Below are 15,240 nucleotides of genomic sequence, written 5' to 3' on the forward strand. Positions count from 1 at the left end.
GTTCTGAAGTTTTTTTCGAATGTACAAATGTGGCGGGGAATCAAACCCGCTCGCTGATGCCAAGACGGGTGCTTGGCGCCGGTGCGTCATGGACGACCAGGGGTCCCTGCACCAACTGGACCGTTCAGCGAAGTGGCCGCACTTCCACACCTCGTGCACCGTCCACCAGGCGGACCGGCAAGGCGTTTGCCAATAGATGTCGGGTGGCAACAGCGTCGCGCGGGTCGAAGGTGCCGCTCAGACGCAGATTGGCCACTGCGGGGTCGATGACAGCGATGCCAAGATCCGCGTAGCGCGCCATCTCGGCCACGGCTTCAGACAACGATATGTCGCTGAAACTCAAAGGCATGTTCCGCCACGCGGCCACATCAACGCCTGACACGGTGCGCAGGACAGGACTTGTTCCGTCAGCAGGCAGAACCAATATCTGCCCACCGGTGAGGTCGAAAGTTTCAACATCGGCGGCACCCCCGGTCGGTTGGTCATGTGCACCTCGCACACGGGTCACGCGCACCTTGCCTTGCTCCACCGCCACCTCCACACCGTCCCGGCCAGGCATGTCTGGTGTGTAGCGCACGGAGAACCGGGTGCCCAACACGGTGACAACAGCCCCCCCCGCTTCGACAACAAATGGCCTTGCGGCATCGGGTGCCACCGAGAAAAAAGCCTGGCCCTGCACCAGATGCACTTCACGTCGGCCCCGAAAGAAGGTGACTTGAAGCGCCGTCGCGGTGTCCAGGCGCAGCGAGGAGCTGTCGGGCAACCTGGCTTCGATCTGCTGGCCCTTGCGGCTGTTGAAGGCCTGCTCGAACACCGGCTGCGCCTGGATATGCCGCCAGCCCAGCCAACCGACGCCAAAGGTCATGCCCGCCATGCCAGCAAAGGCTAGGCCTTGGGTCAGCAGCCGACGACGCTGGGGAATGGGTTGAGATCTACCTGCTTTGCGGCTCACGCGGTGCGCCTCAGCCAAGTCTGCCACCACCATGGCGCGCAGGCGTTCGACTGAGACCTGGGGCATGGTGTCGATCAGTGCCCAGTCGGCCTGCCATTGCTTGTAGGCCTGTTGGTTGGCGGGTACGGAAAACCATTGCTGAAAGACGTGCTCGTCTTCTGCGGTCCAGGGTGAAGGAGGCTGCGCGTCGTGGCGGCGCATGAACCAGCGAACCAGCTCCTGGTGCTGGCGCGAGACTTCATCGGTGACGGTGGCAGACATCATGCGGTGGCAAGTTTTCTTATGTATGTAGACGCACGAGCACACGCCATGCCGGATGGTGAGGCCGTGGAACAGTGAAAAAAAAGACAATCATTGGGGAAACCGGGGGCTTCTGTCTGACTGTTTGGATGCTGGTAGCTTGCAATCCAGGACCTGCAGTCGCGCCAGACAAGCCTGCATGGCCACTTCCAAGTGTGTCTCCACCGTCTTGACGCTGATAACCATTTTTTCTGCAACTTCGGTCCGGCTCATACCATCGAGTTTGTAAAAAACGAAGGCCTGCCGAGGTCGAGGAGGCAGTTCGGCCAATACCTGTTCGATGGCAGCCAACCGCTGACGACCCGAGAACCTGGCCTCGGGCTCCATCGACTCAGGCCCCATGCTGGCATCCGACTCTCCCAGCCCCCCAGGTGTGCGGTCGATTTCCACTTCGGCGCGCACGCTGGCGCGACGGTAGTGATCCGTCACAAGATTGCGCGCAATCGCATAAAGCAACGCACGAGGTTCTGTGACGGGGCTCTTGCCTGATGCGGCATACACGCGGGCAAAACTCTCCTGCGTGAGATCTGCTGCGATCTCGCGGTCGCCCACCTTGCGTGCAAGAAAGCTCAACAGCTCACGGTAGTAGTGCTCGAACACGGATAGGCCAATGTGGGGAAAAAACGCCAGTACCCAGGCAGCTTGGCTTTGAGTGCTCGGCTTTGGTCGACCTGGGAAAGACCTTAATTGAGAAAGGTTCGCATTATCTCAGGTTCTATGCGCTGGAATTGCGGGTTGTGCAATGCGCCTAAACCTGGCGCTGCCTTAAACCGTCACGCACAGAACGCATGCCAACTTAGGTATGCACAAATTGGGTGGGGGGAAAAACTAGTCAAAATCACGCCATGTACCTTGTTCCCATTGCATGGCTGTATGTGGCGCTGATGATGGCGCTGGCCGAAGCCACCAACAGCAACGGCACCGTGCTCGGCGCGGTCATCACCTTTGTGTTTTATGGACTGCTGCCAGTTGGCCTGGTGGTGTACCTGATGGGCACGCCGGGCCGCAAACGTGCCATCAAGGCCAGAGAACAAGCCGAGCGGGTGGCCGCCAGCGCAGAAGCGCAGGCGCAGGCCTCAGGTGTCGCGCCAGATGCAGACCGCCAGCCGACCGCTGACCCGGTCGCGCCGGTGCGAAAAGAACCGTGAGGACTGCGTCACGGTGCACCAGTCGGCACTGCCGTCGTTGCCAAAGACCCGGGTGATGCCCAAGGCTGACAGCCGTTGACGCGCCAGCCCAGCCAGACTGGCCAGCCATTTGCTGCCACCCAGCGGTGTAAACATCTGCTCGGCCTCGGTGTTTTGTTCCACGAAGGCGGCACGCACTTCATCCCCCACCTCAAACGCCTGCGGGCCAATACACGGGCCCAGCCACGCTATGACTTCTGTATCTGCTTGCCCTTGATGCATAAGGGCTAGCGCACGAAAATCCTTACAAGTCTGTTCCAGTACACCAACACCAACGTTCCCGGCCAGACCGCGCCAACCGGCATGTGCTGCGCCCACCCAGGCGCCATCGGTACTGCAAAAGAGCACCGGCAAACAGTCCGCCACCATGATGGTGCAGGCGATGCCAAGCTGATCGGTCAGGCAGGCGTCGGCGACGCTGGCGTTGGGGGTGGTCGCATCCAGGCGCAGCACCTCGGTGCCATGGACCTGGTTCAGAAACACCGGCTTGGCAACGATGGCCTGTTGCAGGATAGCCCGGTTGCTGGCCACATGGGCCTGGTCGTCGCCCACATGGTCGCCCAGATTCAGGCTGTCATAAGGCGCGTGGGAAACGCCACCCATGCGGGTGGTGCATATCGCATGCACACCGGCTGGCGCGGGCCAGTCCGGTGTCAGCCAGTCAGTGCGCGGCGTGGACCTTGTCATAGGCTTTGAGCAGTTGGTGGTGCATCTCACAGCCTTCGAGCGCCAGGCCGGGCGCGCTCAGGCCCATGAAGCGGTCTTCCTGCATGATCAGCGCATGCGCCTGGGCCAAGGGGCCGGCGCCGTACAAGAGTTCCAGTGCGTCCAGGTACGGGCCGCTGTCGCCCATGTCGGCCAGGTGGATCAGATTCTGGATGCAGGCGTAGATCGGTTTGCGCTGGGGGTTGAGCTGGTCAAAGTTCAGTATCCACTCACAGCCTTCCAGTGTGGCGGCCTCGTCACCCACGGCCAGGGCCAGCAGGGTCTTAAGTTCACCCAGGCGCAGGTCGGCCCAGAACGAGCCTGCGTCGGCCGCCAGGCCAATCAACGCGGGCACCGGGCGGTGGTCGGCCAGGTTGGAGTCGTTGAGGGTTTCCAGCAAATCGGCGCACTCTTCGTCGTCCAGGTCGCTCAGGTTCAGGATGGCTTCGCGGGTCGGGTTGGCAATGCTGTTGTTCTCGAACTCCAGGTCGTCGATCGGGTAAATCTCAGACAGGCCCGGCACCAGGATGCGGCAGGCGTAGACACCCAGGTGGGTGAAATCGGCCACATAGATGTCATGGCCATCGGCGTGCAGGCGCTGTACGCACCAGGCGTAATCCTCAGCGGTGGTGCTGCTGAAGTTCCAGTCGACAAATTCAAAATCAGGCTGGTTGCCCAGAAACTTCCAGTGGATCACGCCGCTCGAATCCACAAAGTGAATTTCAATGTTGGTGGAGCTGGCGGTCTCGTCCAGGTCAAAGCCCGGTGCGGGAAAGCCCGACAAGGCATCGAGCGCACGGCCTTGCAGTAGCTCGGTCAAGGCGCGCTCCAGCGCCACCTCAAAACGCGGGTGCGCGCCAAAGCTGGCAAAACAGCCCTGGTCTTGCGGGTTGAGCAGGGTCACATTCATCACCGGGTACTGACCACCTAATGAGGCGTCTTTCACCAGGATGCCAAAACCGGCCTCACGCAAAGCCGCGATGCCCTTGGCAATACGTGGGTAGCGTGCTATCACTTCTTCAGGCACATCGGGCAGGCAAATGCCTTCGCTGATGATGCGTGCCTTGATGGCGCGCTCAAAAATCTCGGACAGCGCCTGGGTGCGCGCTTCCATCTGGGTGTTGCCCGCCGACATGCCGTTGCTGACATACAGGTTGCCAATGATGTTGACCGGAAAATAGACGATGGCGCCGTCAGACTCACGCACGTAGGGGATGGCGCAGATGCCACGTTCCTCGTTGCCGGAGTTGAACTCCACCAGGCGCTCAGCCTCGATGTCGCCTTGCGGGTTGTAGAGCGCCTGCAGCTCGGGCGTCAGCAGCGTGGTGGGCCAGCTGCCGTCTTCGGGCAGGGCAAACCAACGTTCCTGCGGGTAGTGGACAAAATCGCGGTTGGCCACATCCGGCCCAAGGTAAAAGTGGGTCCAGAAATAGTTGGTGGACAGGCGTTCGACAAACTCACCCAGGGCGCTGGCCAGGCAAGCCAAGCGGCTCGCGCCTTTGCCGTTGGTGAATAGCAGCGGGCAGTCGCGGTCGCGGATGTGGACCGACCAGATGCCCTCCACCGGGTTGAGCCAGCTGCGCTCTTCAATGTGGAAGCCCAGTTGCTGCAGCTTGCCTTGCAGCGTGCTGATGGTGGACTCAAGGGCGGCGTCTTTGCCAGGGATAAACGTGGTGTTGTGCATGGGGCAAGGATAACAGTGGCCCTGTGGACACCGGTGGGGGTGACTAGAATGGGTCTGTTCACCGAGAACCACTCACCAAATCACCCTTCAGCCCTTATTGGAAAAGGGTCAACCGCTATCAATATTGATTAATAGGCACCACCATGATCCTCGAACTCGCTGACATCACGATCCACCCGCAACACAACGCCGCGTTTGAAGAGGCCATCCAGCGCGGCCTGAGCACCGTCATTGCCCATGCCAAAGGTTTTGAAGGTTTCAAGGTGAACCGCTGCATCGAGAACCCCAACCGTTATGTGTTGCAGATCTTCTGGACCACACTCGAAGACCACACCGTGGGTTTTCGCGAGTCGCCCGCTTTTGGTGAATGGCGTGCCATCGTCGGGCCGTTTTTCGCCAGTGCGCCGGTGGTGCAGCACTTTGATCTGGTGGCTAAATCGGCCTGAAGCCCTCGTATTCCAAGCGCTTACAGCAACCAAAAAGAGAGCACCATGAACTTTATTTTCCCGCCGGCTGCCGCCGTGACCATGCCGGTGACCGGCAGCGATGCCCAGTTTCCGGTGCACCGCATCTACTGCGTGGCGCGCAACTATGAAGACCACGCCAAAGAGATGGGCCAGCTCAACCGCGAACCGCCGTTTTTCTTCATGAAACCCGCGGACGCTGTGCTGGTCTGCCAGCCGGGCCAGACTGCCCAACTGCCCTACCCCAGCCTGACCAGCAACCTGCACCATGAGGTCGAGCTGGTGGTGGCGATGGGCACCGGTGGCCAGAACATCCCGGTTGAGCAGGCGCTGGGCCACATCTTTGGTTACGCCGTGGGGCTGGACATGACCCGGCGCGACCTGCAAAACGACATGAAAAAGCAGGGACGCCCCTGGTGCATTGGCAAAGGCTTCGATTTTTCGGCGCCGATCGGGCCAATCACAGCCGCCAACGCGGTCCCGGACATCCACAGCGCAGACATCAGCCTGCAGGTCAACGGTGTGGCGCGTCAGAGCAGCCAAATCAGCCAGATGATCTGGAACGTGGCCGAGACCATCGCACAACTCTCCACCGCCTGGGTCCTGCAGCCCGGCGATCTGATCTACACCGGCACCCCGGCAGGCGTGGCGGCTGTGGTGCAGGGTGACCGCTTGCAGGCCAGCATCAGCGGGCTGAGCCCCATCACGCTGCAGGTGGTGTGACAAAGTGGGTTGAAAGCACTGGCCCATGCTGCGCTGTCACAAGGCTGGCATGGTTTCAAATTACACTGGCAACATGCATCGTCCCCCCCTCCAACATTGCCGAAAATGTGGCCACGCGGTGGAGTACCGCATCCCGGACGACGGCGACACCAAAATACGCGCCGTCTGCCCGGCCTGCCACACGGTGCACTACGACAACCCGCTCAACGTGGTTGGCACCATCCCCGTCTGGGATAACAAGGTACTGCTGTGCAAACGCAACATCGAGCCTCGTTTTGGCAAGTGGACGCTGCCCGCAGGGTTCATGGAACTCAACGAAACCGTGGCCGAAGGCGCGGCCCGCGAGACGCTCGAAGAAGCCGGTGCCCAGTTCGAGATGGGCGAGTTTTTCTCCTTGGTGAACATCGCCCGGGTTGGCCAGGTCCACCTGTTTTACCGGGCGCGCTTGCTCAGCGACCAGTTTGATCCCGGCTTTGAGACCATTGAGGCTCGCCTGTTCACCGAAGACGAGGTGCCTTGGGACGAGATCGCTTTTCGCACCGTGGGCGAAACCCTCAAGCGGTTTTTTGCCGACCAGCGTGCGGGTCAGTTCTCGATCCATGTCTTTGATATCACCTGAGCTACTGGCCAGCGCCGAGCTGTGGTTTTACCGCGCTGGCAGCTACTTTGTCACCAGCATCCTGGACGACCCGGCCTGGCTGGCGCTGATGTTTTGTTAACGTTTTCTGGCTCTAGCCCTTATACAACAAGGGCTGAAAGCTATTCTTTTTAATACCCCATGTTGCCTTGTTACGTCCTGCTTGACCTGGAAACCACCGGCGGCAACGCACAACGTGATCAGATCACCGAGATTGCCGCGGTGCGTGTGGAGCACGGCGTGGAAGTGGCACGCTGGAGCACCCTGGTCAACCCGGGCGTCCATATCTCCAGCTTCATCGAACAACTCACCGGCATCAGCAACGCGATGGTGGCCGATGCACCCCGCTTTGACGAGGTGGCACCCCAACTGCTGAAACTGCTGGACGGTGCGGTGCTGGTGGCGCACAACGTGCGCTTTGACCACGGCTTCTTGCTGCACGCCCTGGCGCGTTTGGACGTGGCCCTGCGCAGCAAGACCCTGTGTACCGTGCGCCTGTCACGTCTGCTCTACCCTGGCGTCAAAGGCCACGGGCTGGACGCCATCATGCAGCGCCACGGCATCAGCACCGAATCACGCCACCGCGCTTTGGGCGACGTGCTGGTGATGCAAACCTGGCTGGCGCAGGTCACCCAGCAGTTTGGCGCCGACCATCTGCAACGCCAGGCGCAGGTACTGTTACAAGGCAGCGCCGCGCTGCCACCGCAACTTGACACCAACGTGGCCGACATCCCCGAAGGCCCGGGGGTCTACCTGTTTTACGGCGAGAGCGCACTGCCAATCTACGTGGGCAAAAGTGTCAAATTGCGCAGCCGTGTCATGTCGCACTTCTCTGCCTGCAACCGCGAGCCACGTGAGATGCGTATCGCCCAGGAAATCCGCCGCATCGAGTGGATCGAGACCGCAGGTGAAGTGGGCGCGTTGCTGCTCGAAGCCCGCCTGGTCAAACAGCACCAACCGCTGCACAACCGCCAGTTGCGCCGTGAGAACAACCTCTGCGCCTGGCGGCTGGACGCCAACCCGAATGCCCGCCCGCTGCTGACTCTGGTGCGCGGCGCCGAGCTGAGCCCGCAACAGTTTGGCCAGCTGTACGGCCCCTATCGCTCGAAAAACCAGGCTTTAAGCAGCCTGCGCGAGCTGGCCGAGCAACACCAGCTGTGCCCACAGGCACTGGGTCTGGAATCCGGCAAAGGGCGCTGTTTTGCGCATCAGATCGGCCACTGCAAAGGCGTGTGCTGCGGCGAGGAAACACCTGAGCGCCACCAACTGCGCCTGCAGCTGGCACTGAGCGCCAACAAATTGCGCGTCTGGCCGTTTGGCGGACCGGTGGGCCTGCGTGAACACAACCCACACACCGGTCAAGCCGACATCCACATCTTTGACCAATGGTGCCACCTGGCCACGGTGCGCAGCGACGAAGAATTGACCGATGCCCTGCAAACCCGTACCGAGGTGCTGGCCTTTGACCTGGACAGCTACCGCCTGGCGCTCAAGTACTTGACGCCACCGGGCAAATCCAGCACCACGGTGCTGGAACTCGGATCGATGAGAAGAAAAGACCTCTAGCCCTTTGAATACAAGGGTGAGCAGCTATGGTCTGAATAGCGTCTTGTCTTTTGTGTGTGGGTAGCGTGTGCCAAAGTGGCTGATACGCGGCTGAAGCTGCACGGTCCAAGCTGATCACCAGCCCTGCCACCAAGAGTCTGACCGTTCAAAGCACGTAACAAACACCGGCCATGAAAAAAGGACTTGGCATTTCTGCCGAGTCCTTGATGTCTTTGGGTATTCATGGTGGGCGGTGGAGGCTTCGAACCTCCGACCCCAGCAGTGTGAATGCTGTGCTCTACCCCTGAGCTAACCGCCCTTGTCGTTGTAGACAAGCCCTGTATTATGCCATAGTCACGCGCATCCTGGCAATCAACAGCAACAAGAATCATATTTTTTATCTGCCGCGCAGCCGGAACAGCAAAAACTTCTGTCTATAATCTAAGGCTTATTCCTCGATAGCTCAGTTGGTAGAGCGCCGGACTGTTAATCCGTAGGTCCCTGGTTCGAGCCCAGGTCGAGGAGCCAAAAAAATCCAAACGAATAAAGCCCTTGTGAGAAATCACCAGGGCTTTTTTTTGTCCGGATGGGTCTATTGCAGCGCCTCTGGCTCTGCATCGGTTCGGCAGCTTTGCTTCTGCATATGAATTTCCATGAAAACACCGCCTGACAGTCCCTCTTTCCCATTCAGCACGTTCAAACTGGCCCTGGTCGGTAGCATCATTTTTTCCTTGCAGGGCTGTGCCGTGGTGGCTGTTGCAGATGCTGCGGTGACAGTCGTTGCCACCGGGGTCAAAGTTACTGCCAAGGCGGTCGGTGCTGTCGCCGATGCCGTGATACCGGATTCAGACGATGACGAGTAGTCTGCTCTGGAAGGCATCGTTCTGGACTCTGGTTCTGATCACCCTTTGGCTGTCACTGGTCCCTTCAGAGCAAGTCCCTTCGGCATTCCATTTCTGGGACAAGGCACAACACGCATTGGGTTTTGCAGGGTTGGCGTTCCTGGGCCTGATGGCTTATCCGGGACGCCTGCCGAGGGTGATGTTGGGCTTGGCTCTGTTTGGTGCTGGTATTGAGGTTGTGCAGGGATTGACCGGCTGGCGGCAAGGCGATTGGCAAGACTGGATCGCCGACTGTGCGGGATTGGTGATCGGGTATTCGGTATGGCGTATAGGAAGATTGCTGGTCAGGAATCTAACCTGAATCAACTACCAGTTCGTTGGCAGCGACGCATTGACCGTAGCAATTGCAGCCGCATCAGGTGGACCGTAGCCACAACAAAAAAGGGCTGGGCTCCTGTCGAACCCTAACCCTTTGTTGCTTCCTCATGTATGGGAAGCGTAATGACGGCAAACCGTCAGTCATGTGTGAGCGTCAGTGTGGTCCTTGATCATCAGCATGTCTCCTATACCGAGGTTGGGGACTCGGTTACGAAGAAATTCTGCGCCACATTGTTCGGGTAGTCAATTGCTCAATTTCCACCCTTGGGGCATTGTGGCTACCCATGCCGAAGCCTCTGTCACGACCATCTGCATTTGATGATGCTTTGTTTACGTGAATGCCGGACGGATTTGCACACCCATCCCAAAGACTTCGGAGGCGAATTTGATACGCTCCGTCAAGGATGGAGTCAAGAAGTGAAACAGGGGGTGAATATGGCGACGGATCAAGGTCGTGTGGTTTTGGTGGCTGGCGCCACGGGTCTCATTGGAAGGGAAATCGTCGCCTTGCTGCTGGCTGACCGGACCGTCGAGTCCGTTCACTGTCTCGGTCGCCGACCGCTTGCACTCAAACACCCCAAACTCCAAAACCACGTGGTCGATTTCTCTGCGATACCTGCCCTTCCCAAGGTGGATGAGTGCTATATCGCACTGGGTACGAGCATCAAGGTTGCTGGTAGTCAAGAAGCGTTCAAAACGGTCGACCTAGATGCTGTTGTGGCCGTCGCCAAGGCGGCAAAGATAGCAGGAGTTACCAAGTTGGGGGTTGTCAGTGCCATGGGTGCTAACCCGAAATCCCGAGTTTTCTACAACCGCGTCAAAGGCGAGATGGAATTTGCCCTTGCCAGCTTGGGCATGCAAAGCCTAGTGATAGCCCGCCCATCCTTATTAGATGGCAACAGGGCTGCCCTGAGCCAGCCCGAGCGTGGTGGTGAGGCTTTGGGCCTGATGCTGATGCGCATACTGCGGCCTCTTGTGCCGGCGAACTACCGTGCCATTCTGGCCAAGGATGTGGCTCATGCTCTGATCTATGCGGTCCAGTCGGCCAAGCCAGGGGTCGTAAGACTCCTGTCCGGTGACATGCAAGGTGGATGACATAGCGCTGAGGAATGCCAACGCTCTGTTTCTGCTGCGCACCACCTACACTGAAACATTTACCAAAGGAAAACGATGTTTGACAAAAACGGCCAGTGGATTCATCTTGAAACGTTTGAAGACTTTGACAATGGTCTGTCGGCCCTCATTGACCTCTGGTCAAGTGGCGCAACCAACTCGATCAAAGAATCGGCACTTGCTCACTTTAAAGAGGACCTGGAGGGCGCCGTGCTCAATTGGGCTGACAACCGTGCCAAGTCGAAGAAATACGCCTCCATCGGCAAGGAACTGGCTGAGTTTGAGGAAGCGCTGAAGTAAGTTCCGGCCTGTGCAGATAATTCCGCTATGAGAATCAATCTGGTTACACCGTTTGCAGAAAAAGACGCCGTCAAAGCACTGGGGGCTCGCTGGGATGCAGTCAAGAAGTGTTGGTACATCGTCGATGTTGCTGATCTCTCGCCGTTTACGCGGTGGATTCCGAACCTAGACGCTGCCATGGATGGATCAGGCGGCAATTCACTGCTGACAAAGCCGAAATTTAACCTGCCAGCAGCTGTCAACGTTCCAGTAAAGTCAGACGCAGGCGTAGCAGACTGTGGCTGTGACGTTTTGCCTTGGGAAGACAGCGAGCACACAGCAAAGGTTTAGGCCCATGGTTCGAGCGCAGGTCGAGGAGCTATTAAACTGGGTCATGCGACTCTAAACCGTGTTGTCGCCAGCCCTTGCCGCTCAAGCACCTCAAATTGCACCACCAAGTGGTCGACTTTGCGGGGTTGCCAAACCTTCCCAAAGTAAATGAGTGTTATGTCGCCTTAAAGACCACCCTCAAGTTGGCCGGTAGTCAATCAGCTTTCAAAGCCATCGACTTGGATGCCGTTGTGGCTGTTGTACTGGCTGCACAGGCGGCAGGTGCCAAACGATTTGGTGTTGTCAGTGCCATGGGCGCAGATGCCAAGTCTCCTGTGTTCTACAACCGGATCAAAGGTGAGATGGAACTTGCCCTGAAGCAGTTGGGGTTGAAGAGCTTGGTGATTGCACGCCCCTCATTGCTGAACGGCAACAGGGCCGCCCTGGGCCAACCCAAGCGTGGTGTTGAAGGACTTGGCTTGTGGCTGGCTCGTCGGCTGCGCCCTCTTCTTCCTGTGAACTACCGTGCCGTGCTGGCCAAGGATGTGGCCCATGCCCTGATTCAAGCAGTCCAAGCCGTCAATCCAGGGATCGTGACACTTCTGTCAGGCGACATGCACGACCACCGGTAACACCAACCGTTGTGGTCAACTGGTTTTTTTATCTGCCAATTGGTTCAGTACATAACCGGCAGCACATTGTCCAAACGTGGCTGTGACGGTGACCAATGACCCGAAACCGTGACAGTTGAGTGAACCATCGCCAACGATGCCGCACGATGCGTCAGGAGGAGCTACCGGTTCACGACTGAACACACAGGCCAGGCCAATTTTTTTACCTTCACGCGCTGCGCCATGGTTTTTGCGAAGCTGATAACGCACTTTCGACAACAAAGGATCGTGCGTCACTTTGGACAAATCATCCATGCTTGTCAGATGCGCTTGTCTCTTGCCACCTGCTGCACCAGAGGCAACAAAGATCACCCGCTGTCGTATGGCCCAGTTCGCCATGACGGTTTTGACATGCCACTGATCGCAGGCATCAATGACCGCATCAACGCCCGCAGGCAACAGCTGAGACCAATTGGACGGTGTTGCAAACTCATCGATGCAATTCACCTGGCAGTCTGGGAAAAAAGTATGGATCCTGTCACGCATCGCCATCACTTTGGCTTGCCCTAAGCTGGCCTCTGTCGCGTGAATCTGCCGGTTGATGTTGGACTCTGCCACATGGTCAAGATCGATCAACGTCAATTTGCCAACGCCACTTCGGGCCAAGGACTCAGCTGCCCAGGAGCCCACGCCACCCACCCCGACGACCACAACATGTGACTGCCTCACCTTCTGAGCGCCAGTCACCCCAAAAAGCCGGTCCAAACCAGCAAATCGACGATCTTCCACGTTGCGAAGCAAGGAAGTTAAGTGCGCTATTTCAGCGAAGCCAGTCGCTCTTTGGCGGCTACCGCCGCCTCGGACTGCGGATAGGCTTTGATCAGATTGGTCAAAGTGGTCCGCGCACCCTTGCTGTCCTTCAGCTCCAACTGGCAATTGGCTACCGACAAGACGGCTTCCGGTGCACGAAGATGCTCCGGATTTTTGGCAATCAAAGAGCGGAAATTGACGATCGCCTCTTTGTAATCACGTGTGGCGTATTGCGCATTGCCCAGCCAGAACAAGGCCGTCAGCGCATAACCACTGCCGGGGTAACGCGACAGGAATCCCGAGAACTGGCTTTGCGCATTGACAAAGTCACCTTTTCTGAAAACCGCAAGCGCGGCTTCATAGTCACGCTTCTCAGCAGGTGTCACAACAAACTCCACACCATCCACGCTGACCTTTGCGGGCTCCAGCTTGGACAAACGCTCCGACAGGCTTTGCGTCTCATCCTTGTCACGTTGCTGAAGATCTGCCAAGTCTTTGGCCAGCTTCTCATTGACGCCACGCAAAGACGCTAGGTCTGCGCGCAACAGCTCAATTTGCCTCTGCAATTCCAGCAAGCCACGCCCCAATCCGGCATTCTCATCCTTGCTGCTGGTTTGAATCTGGTCAGCATCCGCCCTGAGCTTCTCAACACGCTGGCGCAAATCCAGAATGGCCTTGCGCGCCTCATCGTCTTCGAAAAGACCAGCGTGTGCCCAAGTGGCAAGCAACACACCAACCACAAAAACAAGGTGAGCTTTCGGGAAACGCAGCTGCATCACACGCACCCAAGTCATTGATAGCGGATTTCAGCCCGGCGGTTTTTGGCATAGGCAGACTCATCGTTGCCGACCACCGCTGGCTTCTCCTTGCCAAAACTCACAGCTTCAAGCTGACTGCTGGGCACACCAAGCACACTCAACGCACCAACAACAGCCTCAGCACGCTTTTGACCCAATGCCAAGTTGTATTCGCGGCCACCTGTCTCGTCGGTGTGACCTTCAATAGCCACCTTGCGACCAGACTGACTCAAAATGACTTTGGCATTTTCTGCAATCAATGCTTGGAATTCTGGGCGAATGACAAAACTGTCGTAATCAAAATAGATGATTCTCTTGGCCGACGGCAGCCCACCCTGGGCACCATTCGCACCAAGATCCACGGGGGTGACACCACCACTCTTGACACCTGAGGCGCTGTTGTCACCCCCACTACCTGACACGGGGTTGGCCGTGGCATCAGAAACCGGTACATCATTCAACGGCACTGTCGAACCGCATCCAACCAAAAAGGCACTCACAACAAAAGACAAGACCAACCGTTTCATCAAACTCTCCTAAAAAATCATCAATTCAAAAATGGGCCCCAATGCGGCTCGCGAATATCACCATTCTGACCGTTCAGCCGGGCCTTCACCTTGCCGTCCAAAGTGGTCGTCATCAAAGCCTCTCTGCCCTGGGACTGGGTCGCGTAAACCACCATTTTGCTATTGGGTGCAAAGCTGGGACTCTCGTCTGCAGCCGTATCAGACAACACGCGCACATTGCCACTGTCAATATCCAACAGATGCAGCCTGAAAGCACCGCCTGTGCGTGAAATATAAGCCATCCAACGTCCGTCCTGGCTGATGGACGGAGAAATGTTGTAAGCCCCGGTGAATGTGACGCGCTCGACGCCCAGACCATTCACACCCACCTTGTAAATCTGCGGCGAACCACCACGGTCACTGACAAAATATATGCTGCGCCCATCTGGCGAAAAAACCGGTTCGGTATCGATGCTGTTGGATTGAATCAAGCGACGCGGCTCACCACCGGTCGCACTCAGCAAAAACAATTGGGAACCACCGTCGCGGCTCAAGGTCACGGCCAGCGTCTTGCCATCAGGCGACCAGGCTGGCGCACTGTTGGAGCCTTTGAAGTTGGCAATCAAGCGGCGCTTGCCTGAACTCACGTTGTGAACATAAATCACCGGTTTGCGCGACTCAAAGGACACATAAGCCAACTGGTTGCCATCAGGTGACCAAGCTGGAGAAATGATGGGCTCAGGGCTGGCCAACGCAGACTGGGCATTTTCTCCGTCGGCATCAGCGACCCACAGCTGGTAACGCGGCCCAGATTTGGTGACATACGCAATACGTGTCGAAAAAGCGCCTTTGTCACCTGTCAGTTTTTCATAAACGTAATCAGCCACCCGATGCGCAGCCAGACGGGCGTCAGCGGCACTAACGGCAAAACTCTGACCACCCAGGTCTTGCTCCTTGACCACATCCCACAGCCGAAAGCGAACATCAACACGACCATCAGCCAAGGTGCTCACGCTGCCGGATACCACCGCATCAGAACCTGCGCGGCGAAAGACGGACAAATCCGGCAAAGACACCTCATCCAGCGCGCCATGGGTCGCCGCCACAGCCCGAAACTGCCCGCTGCGCTCCAAATCTGCCTGAACAATCTCGGAAATCTTTGCAATGGCGGTGGCTTGGCCCTTAAAAGGCGCCACCGTGATCGGGACTTGGGTCAAGCCCACGCCGGAGACTTCAACGCGGAACTGCGCCAAAGAAGGCAAGCTAAACAATGCCAACAGGAAGCAAAACAAGGTTGAAACAAAAGGAAATCGCATGCAGTAGGTCACTTCTTTGGATAGATTGCGAAACGTCAGCGCACAGGCCCAGGATTTCAGT

General features: G+C 57.8%; 19 protein-coding genes and 2 tRNA genes. 12 read left to right on the forward strand and 9 right to left on the reverse strand.

The annotated features are described in order from the left end of the window. Window positions 1–124: 124 nt before the first annotated feature. Window positions 125–1,216: a FecR family protein gene (locus KKO72_RS00270; RefSeq protein WP_214934167.1), complete on the reverse strand. Its 1,092-nt coding sequence runs from the start codon at window positions 1,214–1,216 to the stop codon at window positions 125–127. A gap of 87 nt (window positions 1,217–1,303) precedes the next feature. Then, the gene (locus tag KKO72_RS00275; protein ID WP_214934170.1) at window positions 1,304–1,852 is read right to left on the reverse strand and encodes a sigma-70 family RNA polymerase sigma factor; all 549 of its coding nucleotides are present in this window, start codon (window positions 1,850–1,852) and stop codon (window positions 1,304–1,306) included. A 245-nt stretch (window positions 1,853–2,097) separates the two neighbouring features. Here KKO72_RS00275 and KKO72_RS00280 point away from each other — a divergent pair, with 245 nt between their 5' ends. After that, window positions 2,098–2,400: a hypothetical protein gene (locus KKO72_RS00280; protein ID WP_214934173.1), complete on the forward strand. Its 303-nt coding sequence runs from the start codon at window positions 2,098–2,100 to the stop codon at window positions 2,398–2,400. Here KKO72_RS00280 and pgeF read toward each other — a convergent pair. Further along, entirely contained in the window at window positions 2,329–3,126 is a 798-nt protein-coding gene (gene pgeF / locus KKO72_RS00285; RefSeq protein ID WP_214934176.1) for a peptidoglycan editing factor PgeF, read from the reverse strand. The genes KKO72_RS00280 and pgeF overlap by 72 nt on opposite strands. Continuing rightward, complete coding sequence (gene ycaO, locus KKO72_RS00290) at window positions 3,101–4,828, reverse strand: 30S ribosomal protein S12 methylthiotransferase accessory factor YcaO (protein WP_214934179.1); 1,728 nt, start codon at window positions 4,826–4,828, stop codon at window positions 3,101–3,103. The genes pgeF and ycaO overlap by 26 nt, the downstream gene beginning before the upstream one ends. Before the next feature lie 143 nt (window positions 4,829–4,971). Between ycaO and KKO72_RS00295 the strand changes: the two genes are divergently transcribed. From KKO72_RS00295 to KKO72_RS00310, 4 genes are all read left to right on the forward strand, one after another. Beyond that, complete coding sequence (locus KKO72_RS00295) at window positions 4,972–5,274, forward strand: antibiotic biosynthesis monooxygenase (RefSeq protein ID WP_214934182.1); 303 nt, start codon at window positions 4,972–4,974, stop codon at window positions 5,272–5,274. 45 nt (window positions 5,275–5,319) lie between these two features. After that, window positions 5,320–6,015 (forward strand): fumarylacetoacetate hydrolase family protein, encoded by a 696-nt coding sequence (locus KKO72_RS00300; RefSeq protein ID WP_214934184.1) that lies wholly within the window; start codon window positions 5,320–5,322, stop codon window positions 6,013–6,015. Window positions 6,016–6,088: 73 nt separating this feature from the next. Beyond that, window positions 6,089–6,634 carry an NUDIX hydrolase gene (locus KKO72_RS00305; protein WP_078366731.1) on the forward strand — a complete coding sequence of 182 codons (546 nt, stop codon included), beginning with the start codon at window positions 6,089–6,091 and terminating at the stop codon, window positions 6,632–6,634. A 159-nt stretch (window positions 6,635–6,793) separates the two neighbouring features. Then, entirely contained in the window at window positions 6,794–8,218 is a 1,425-nt protein-coding gene (locus KKO72_RS00310; RefSeq protein WP_214934187.1) for an exonuclease domain-containing protein, read from the forward strand. Window positions 8,219–8,441: 223 nt separating this feature from the next. Here KKO72_RS00310 and KKO72_RS00315 read toward each other — a convergent pair. Next, window positions 8,442–8,516 (reverse strand) — tRNA-Val (locus KKO72_RS00315). Between the two features lie 133 nt (window positions 8,517–8,649). Between KKO72_RS00315 and KKO72_RS00320 the strand changes: the two genes are divergently transcribed. From KKO72_RS00320 to KKO72_RS00350, 7 genes are all read left to right on the forward strand, one after another. Beyond that, window positions 8,650–8,725 (forward strand) — tRNA-Asn (locus tag KKO72_RS00320). Window positions 8,726–8,850: 125 nt separating this feature from the next. Then, entirely contained in the window at window positions 8,851–9,060 is a 210-nt protein-coding gene (locus KKO72_RS00325) for an NF038104 family lipoprotein (protein WP_214934189.1), read from the forward strand. Beyond that, complete coding sequence (locus KKO72_RS00330) at window positions 9,050–9,400, forward strand: VanZ family protein (RefSeq protein ID WP_214934192.1); 351 nt, start codon at window positions 9,050–9,052, stop codon at window positions 9,398–9,400. Before KKO72_RS00325 ends, KKO72_RS00330 begins: the two co-directional genes overlap by 11 nt. 368 nt (window positions 9,401–9,768) lie before the next feature. Further along, window positions 9,769–10,512 (forward strand): NAD(P)H-binding protein, encoded by a 744-nt coding sequence (locus KKO72_RS00335; RefSeq protein ID WP_371736788.1) that lies wholly within the window; start codon window positions 9,769–9,771, stop codon window positions 10,510–10,512. Between the two features lie 75 nt (window positions 10,513–10,587). Beyond that, entirely contained in the window at window positions 10,588–10,830 is a 243-nt protein-coding gene (locus KKO72_RS00340) for a hypothetical protein (protein ID WP_214934195.1), read from the forward strand. A 27-nt stretch (window positions 10,831–10,857) separates the two neighbouring features. After that, window positions 10,858–11,160, forward strand: a complete 303-nt coding sequence (locus tag KKO72_RS00345) for a DUF5710 domain-containing protein (protein ID WP_214934198.1) — start codon at window positions 10,858–10,860, stop codon at window positions 11,158–11,160. 95 nt (window positions 11,161–11,255) lie between these two features. Then, complete coding sequence (locus KKO72_RS00350; RefSeq protein ID WP_214934200.1) at window positions 11,256–11,771, forward strand: epimerase; 516 nt, start codon at window positions 11,256–11,258, stop codon at window positions 11,769–11,771. A gap of 15 nt (window positions 11,772–11,786) precedes the next feature. Here the strand turns inward: KKO72_RS00350 and KKO72_RS00355 are convergent, their stop codons facing one another. From KKO72_RS00355 to tolB, 4 genes are read right to left on the reverse strand one after another with little or no spacing between them, the layout of a single operon-like run. Beyond that, window positions 11,787–12,569, reverse strand: coding sequence for a ThiF family adenylyltransferase (locus tag KKO72_RS00355; RefSeq protein WP_214934682.1), 783 nt, complete (start codon window positions 12,567–12,569; stop codon window positions 11,787–11,789). Then, entirely contained in the window at window positions 12,566–13,354 is a 789-nt protein-coding gene (ybgF, locus tag KKO72_RS00360) for a tol-pal system protein YbgF (protein WP_371736789.1), read from the reverse strand. Before ybgF ends, KKO72_RS00355 begins: the two co-directional genes overlap by 4 nt. Then, entirely contained in the window at window positions 13,351–13,884 is a 534-nt protein-coding gene (pal, locus tag KKO72_RS00365; RefSeq protein WP_214934203.1) for a peptidoglycan-associated lipoprotein Pal, read from the reverse strand. Before pal ends, ybgF begins: the two co-directional genes overlap by 4 nt. A gap of 20 nt (window positions 13,885–13,904) precedes the next feature. Beyond that, a complete protein-coding gene (gene tolB, locus KKO72_RS00370) occupies window positions 13,905–15,179 on the reverse strand; it encodes a Tol-Pal system beta propeller repeat protein TolB (protein WP_214934206.1) in 1,275 nt (424 codons plus the stop codon). Window positions 15,180–15,240 lie beyond the last annotated feature (61 nt).

The organism is Rhodoferax sp. U11-2br, assembly GCF_018619435.1.
In the GTDB taxonomy this organism is placed as follows: Bacteria; Pseudomonadota; Gammaproteobacteria; order Burkholderiales; family Burkholderiaceae_C; genus Rhodoferax.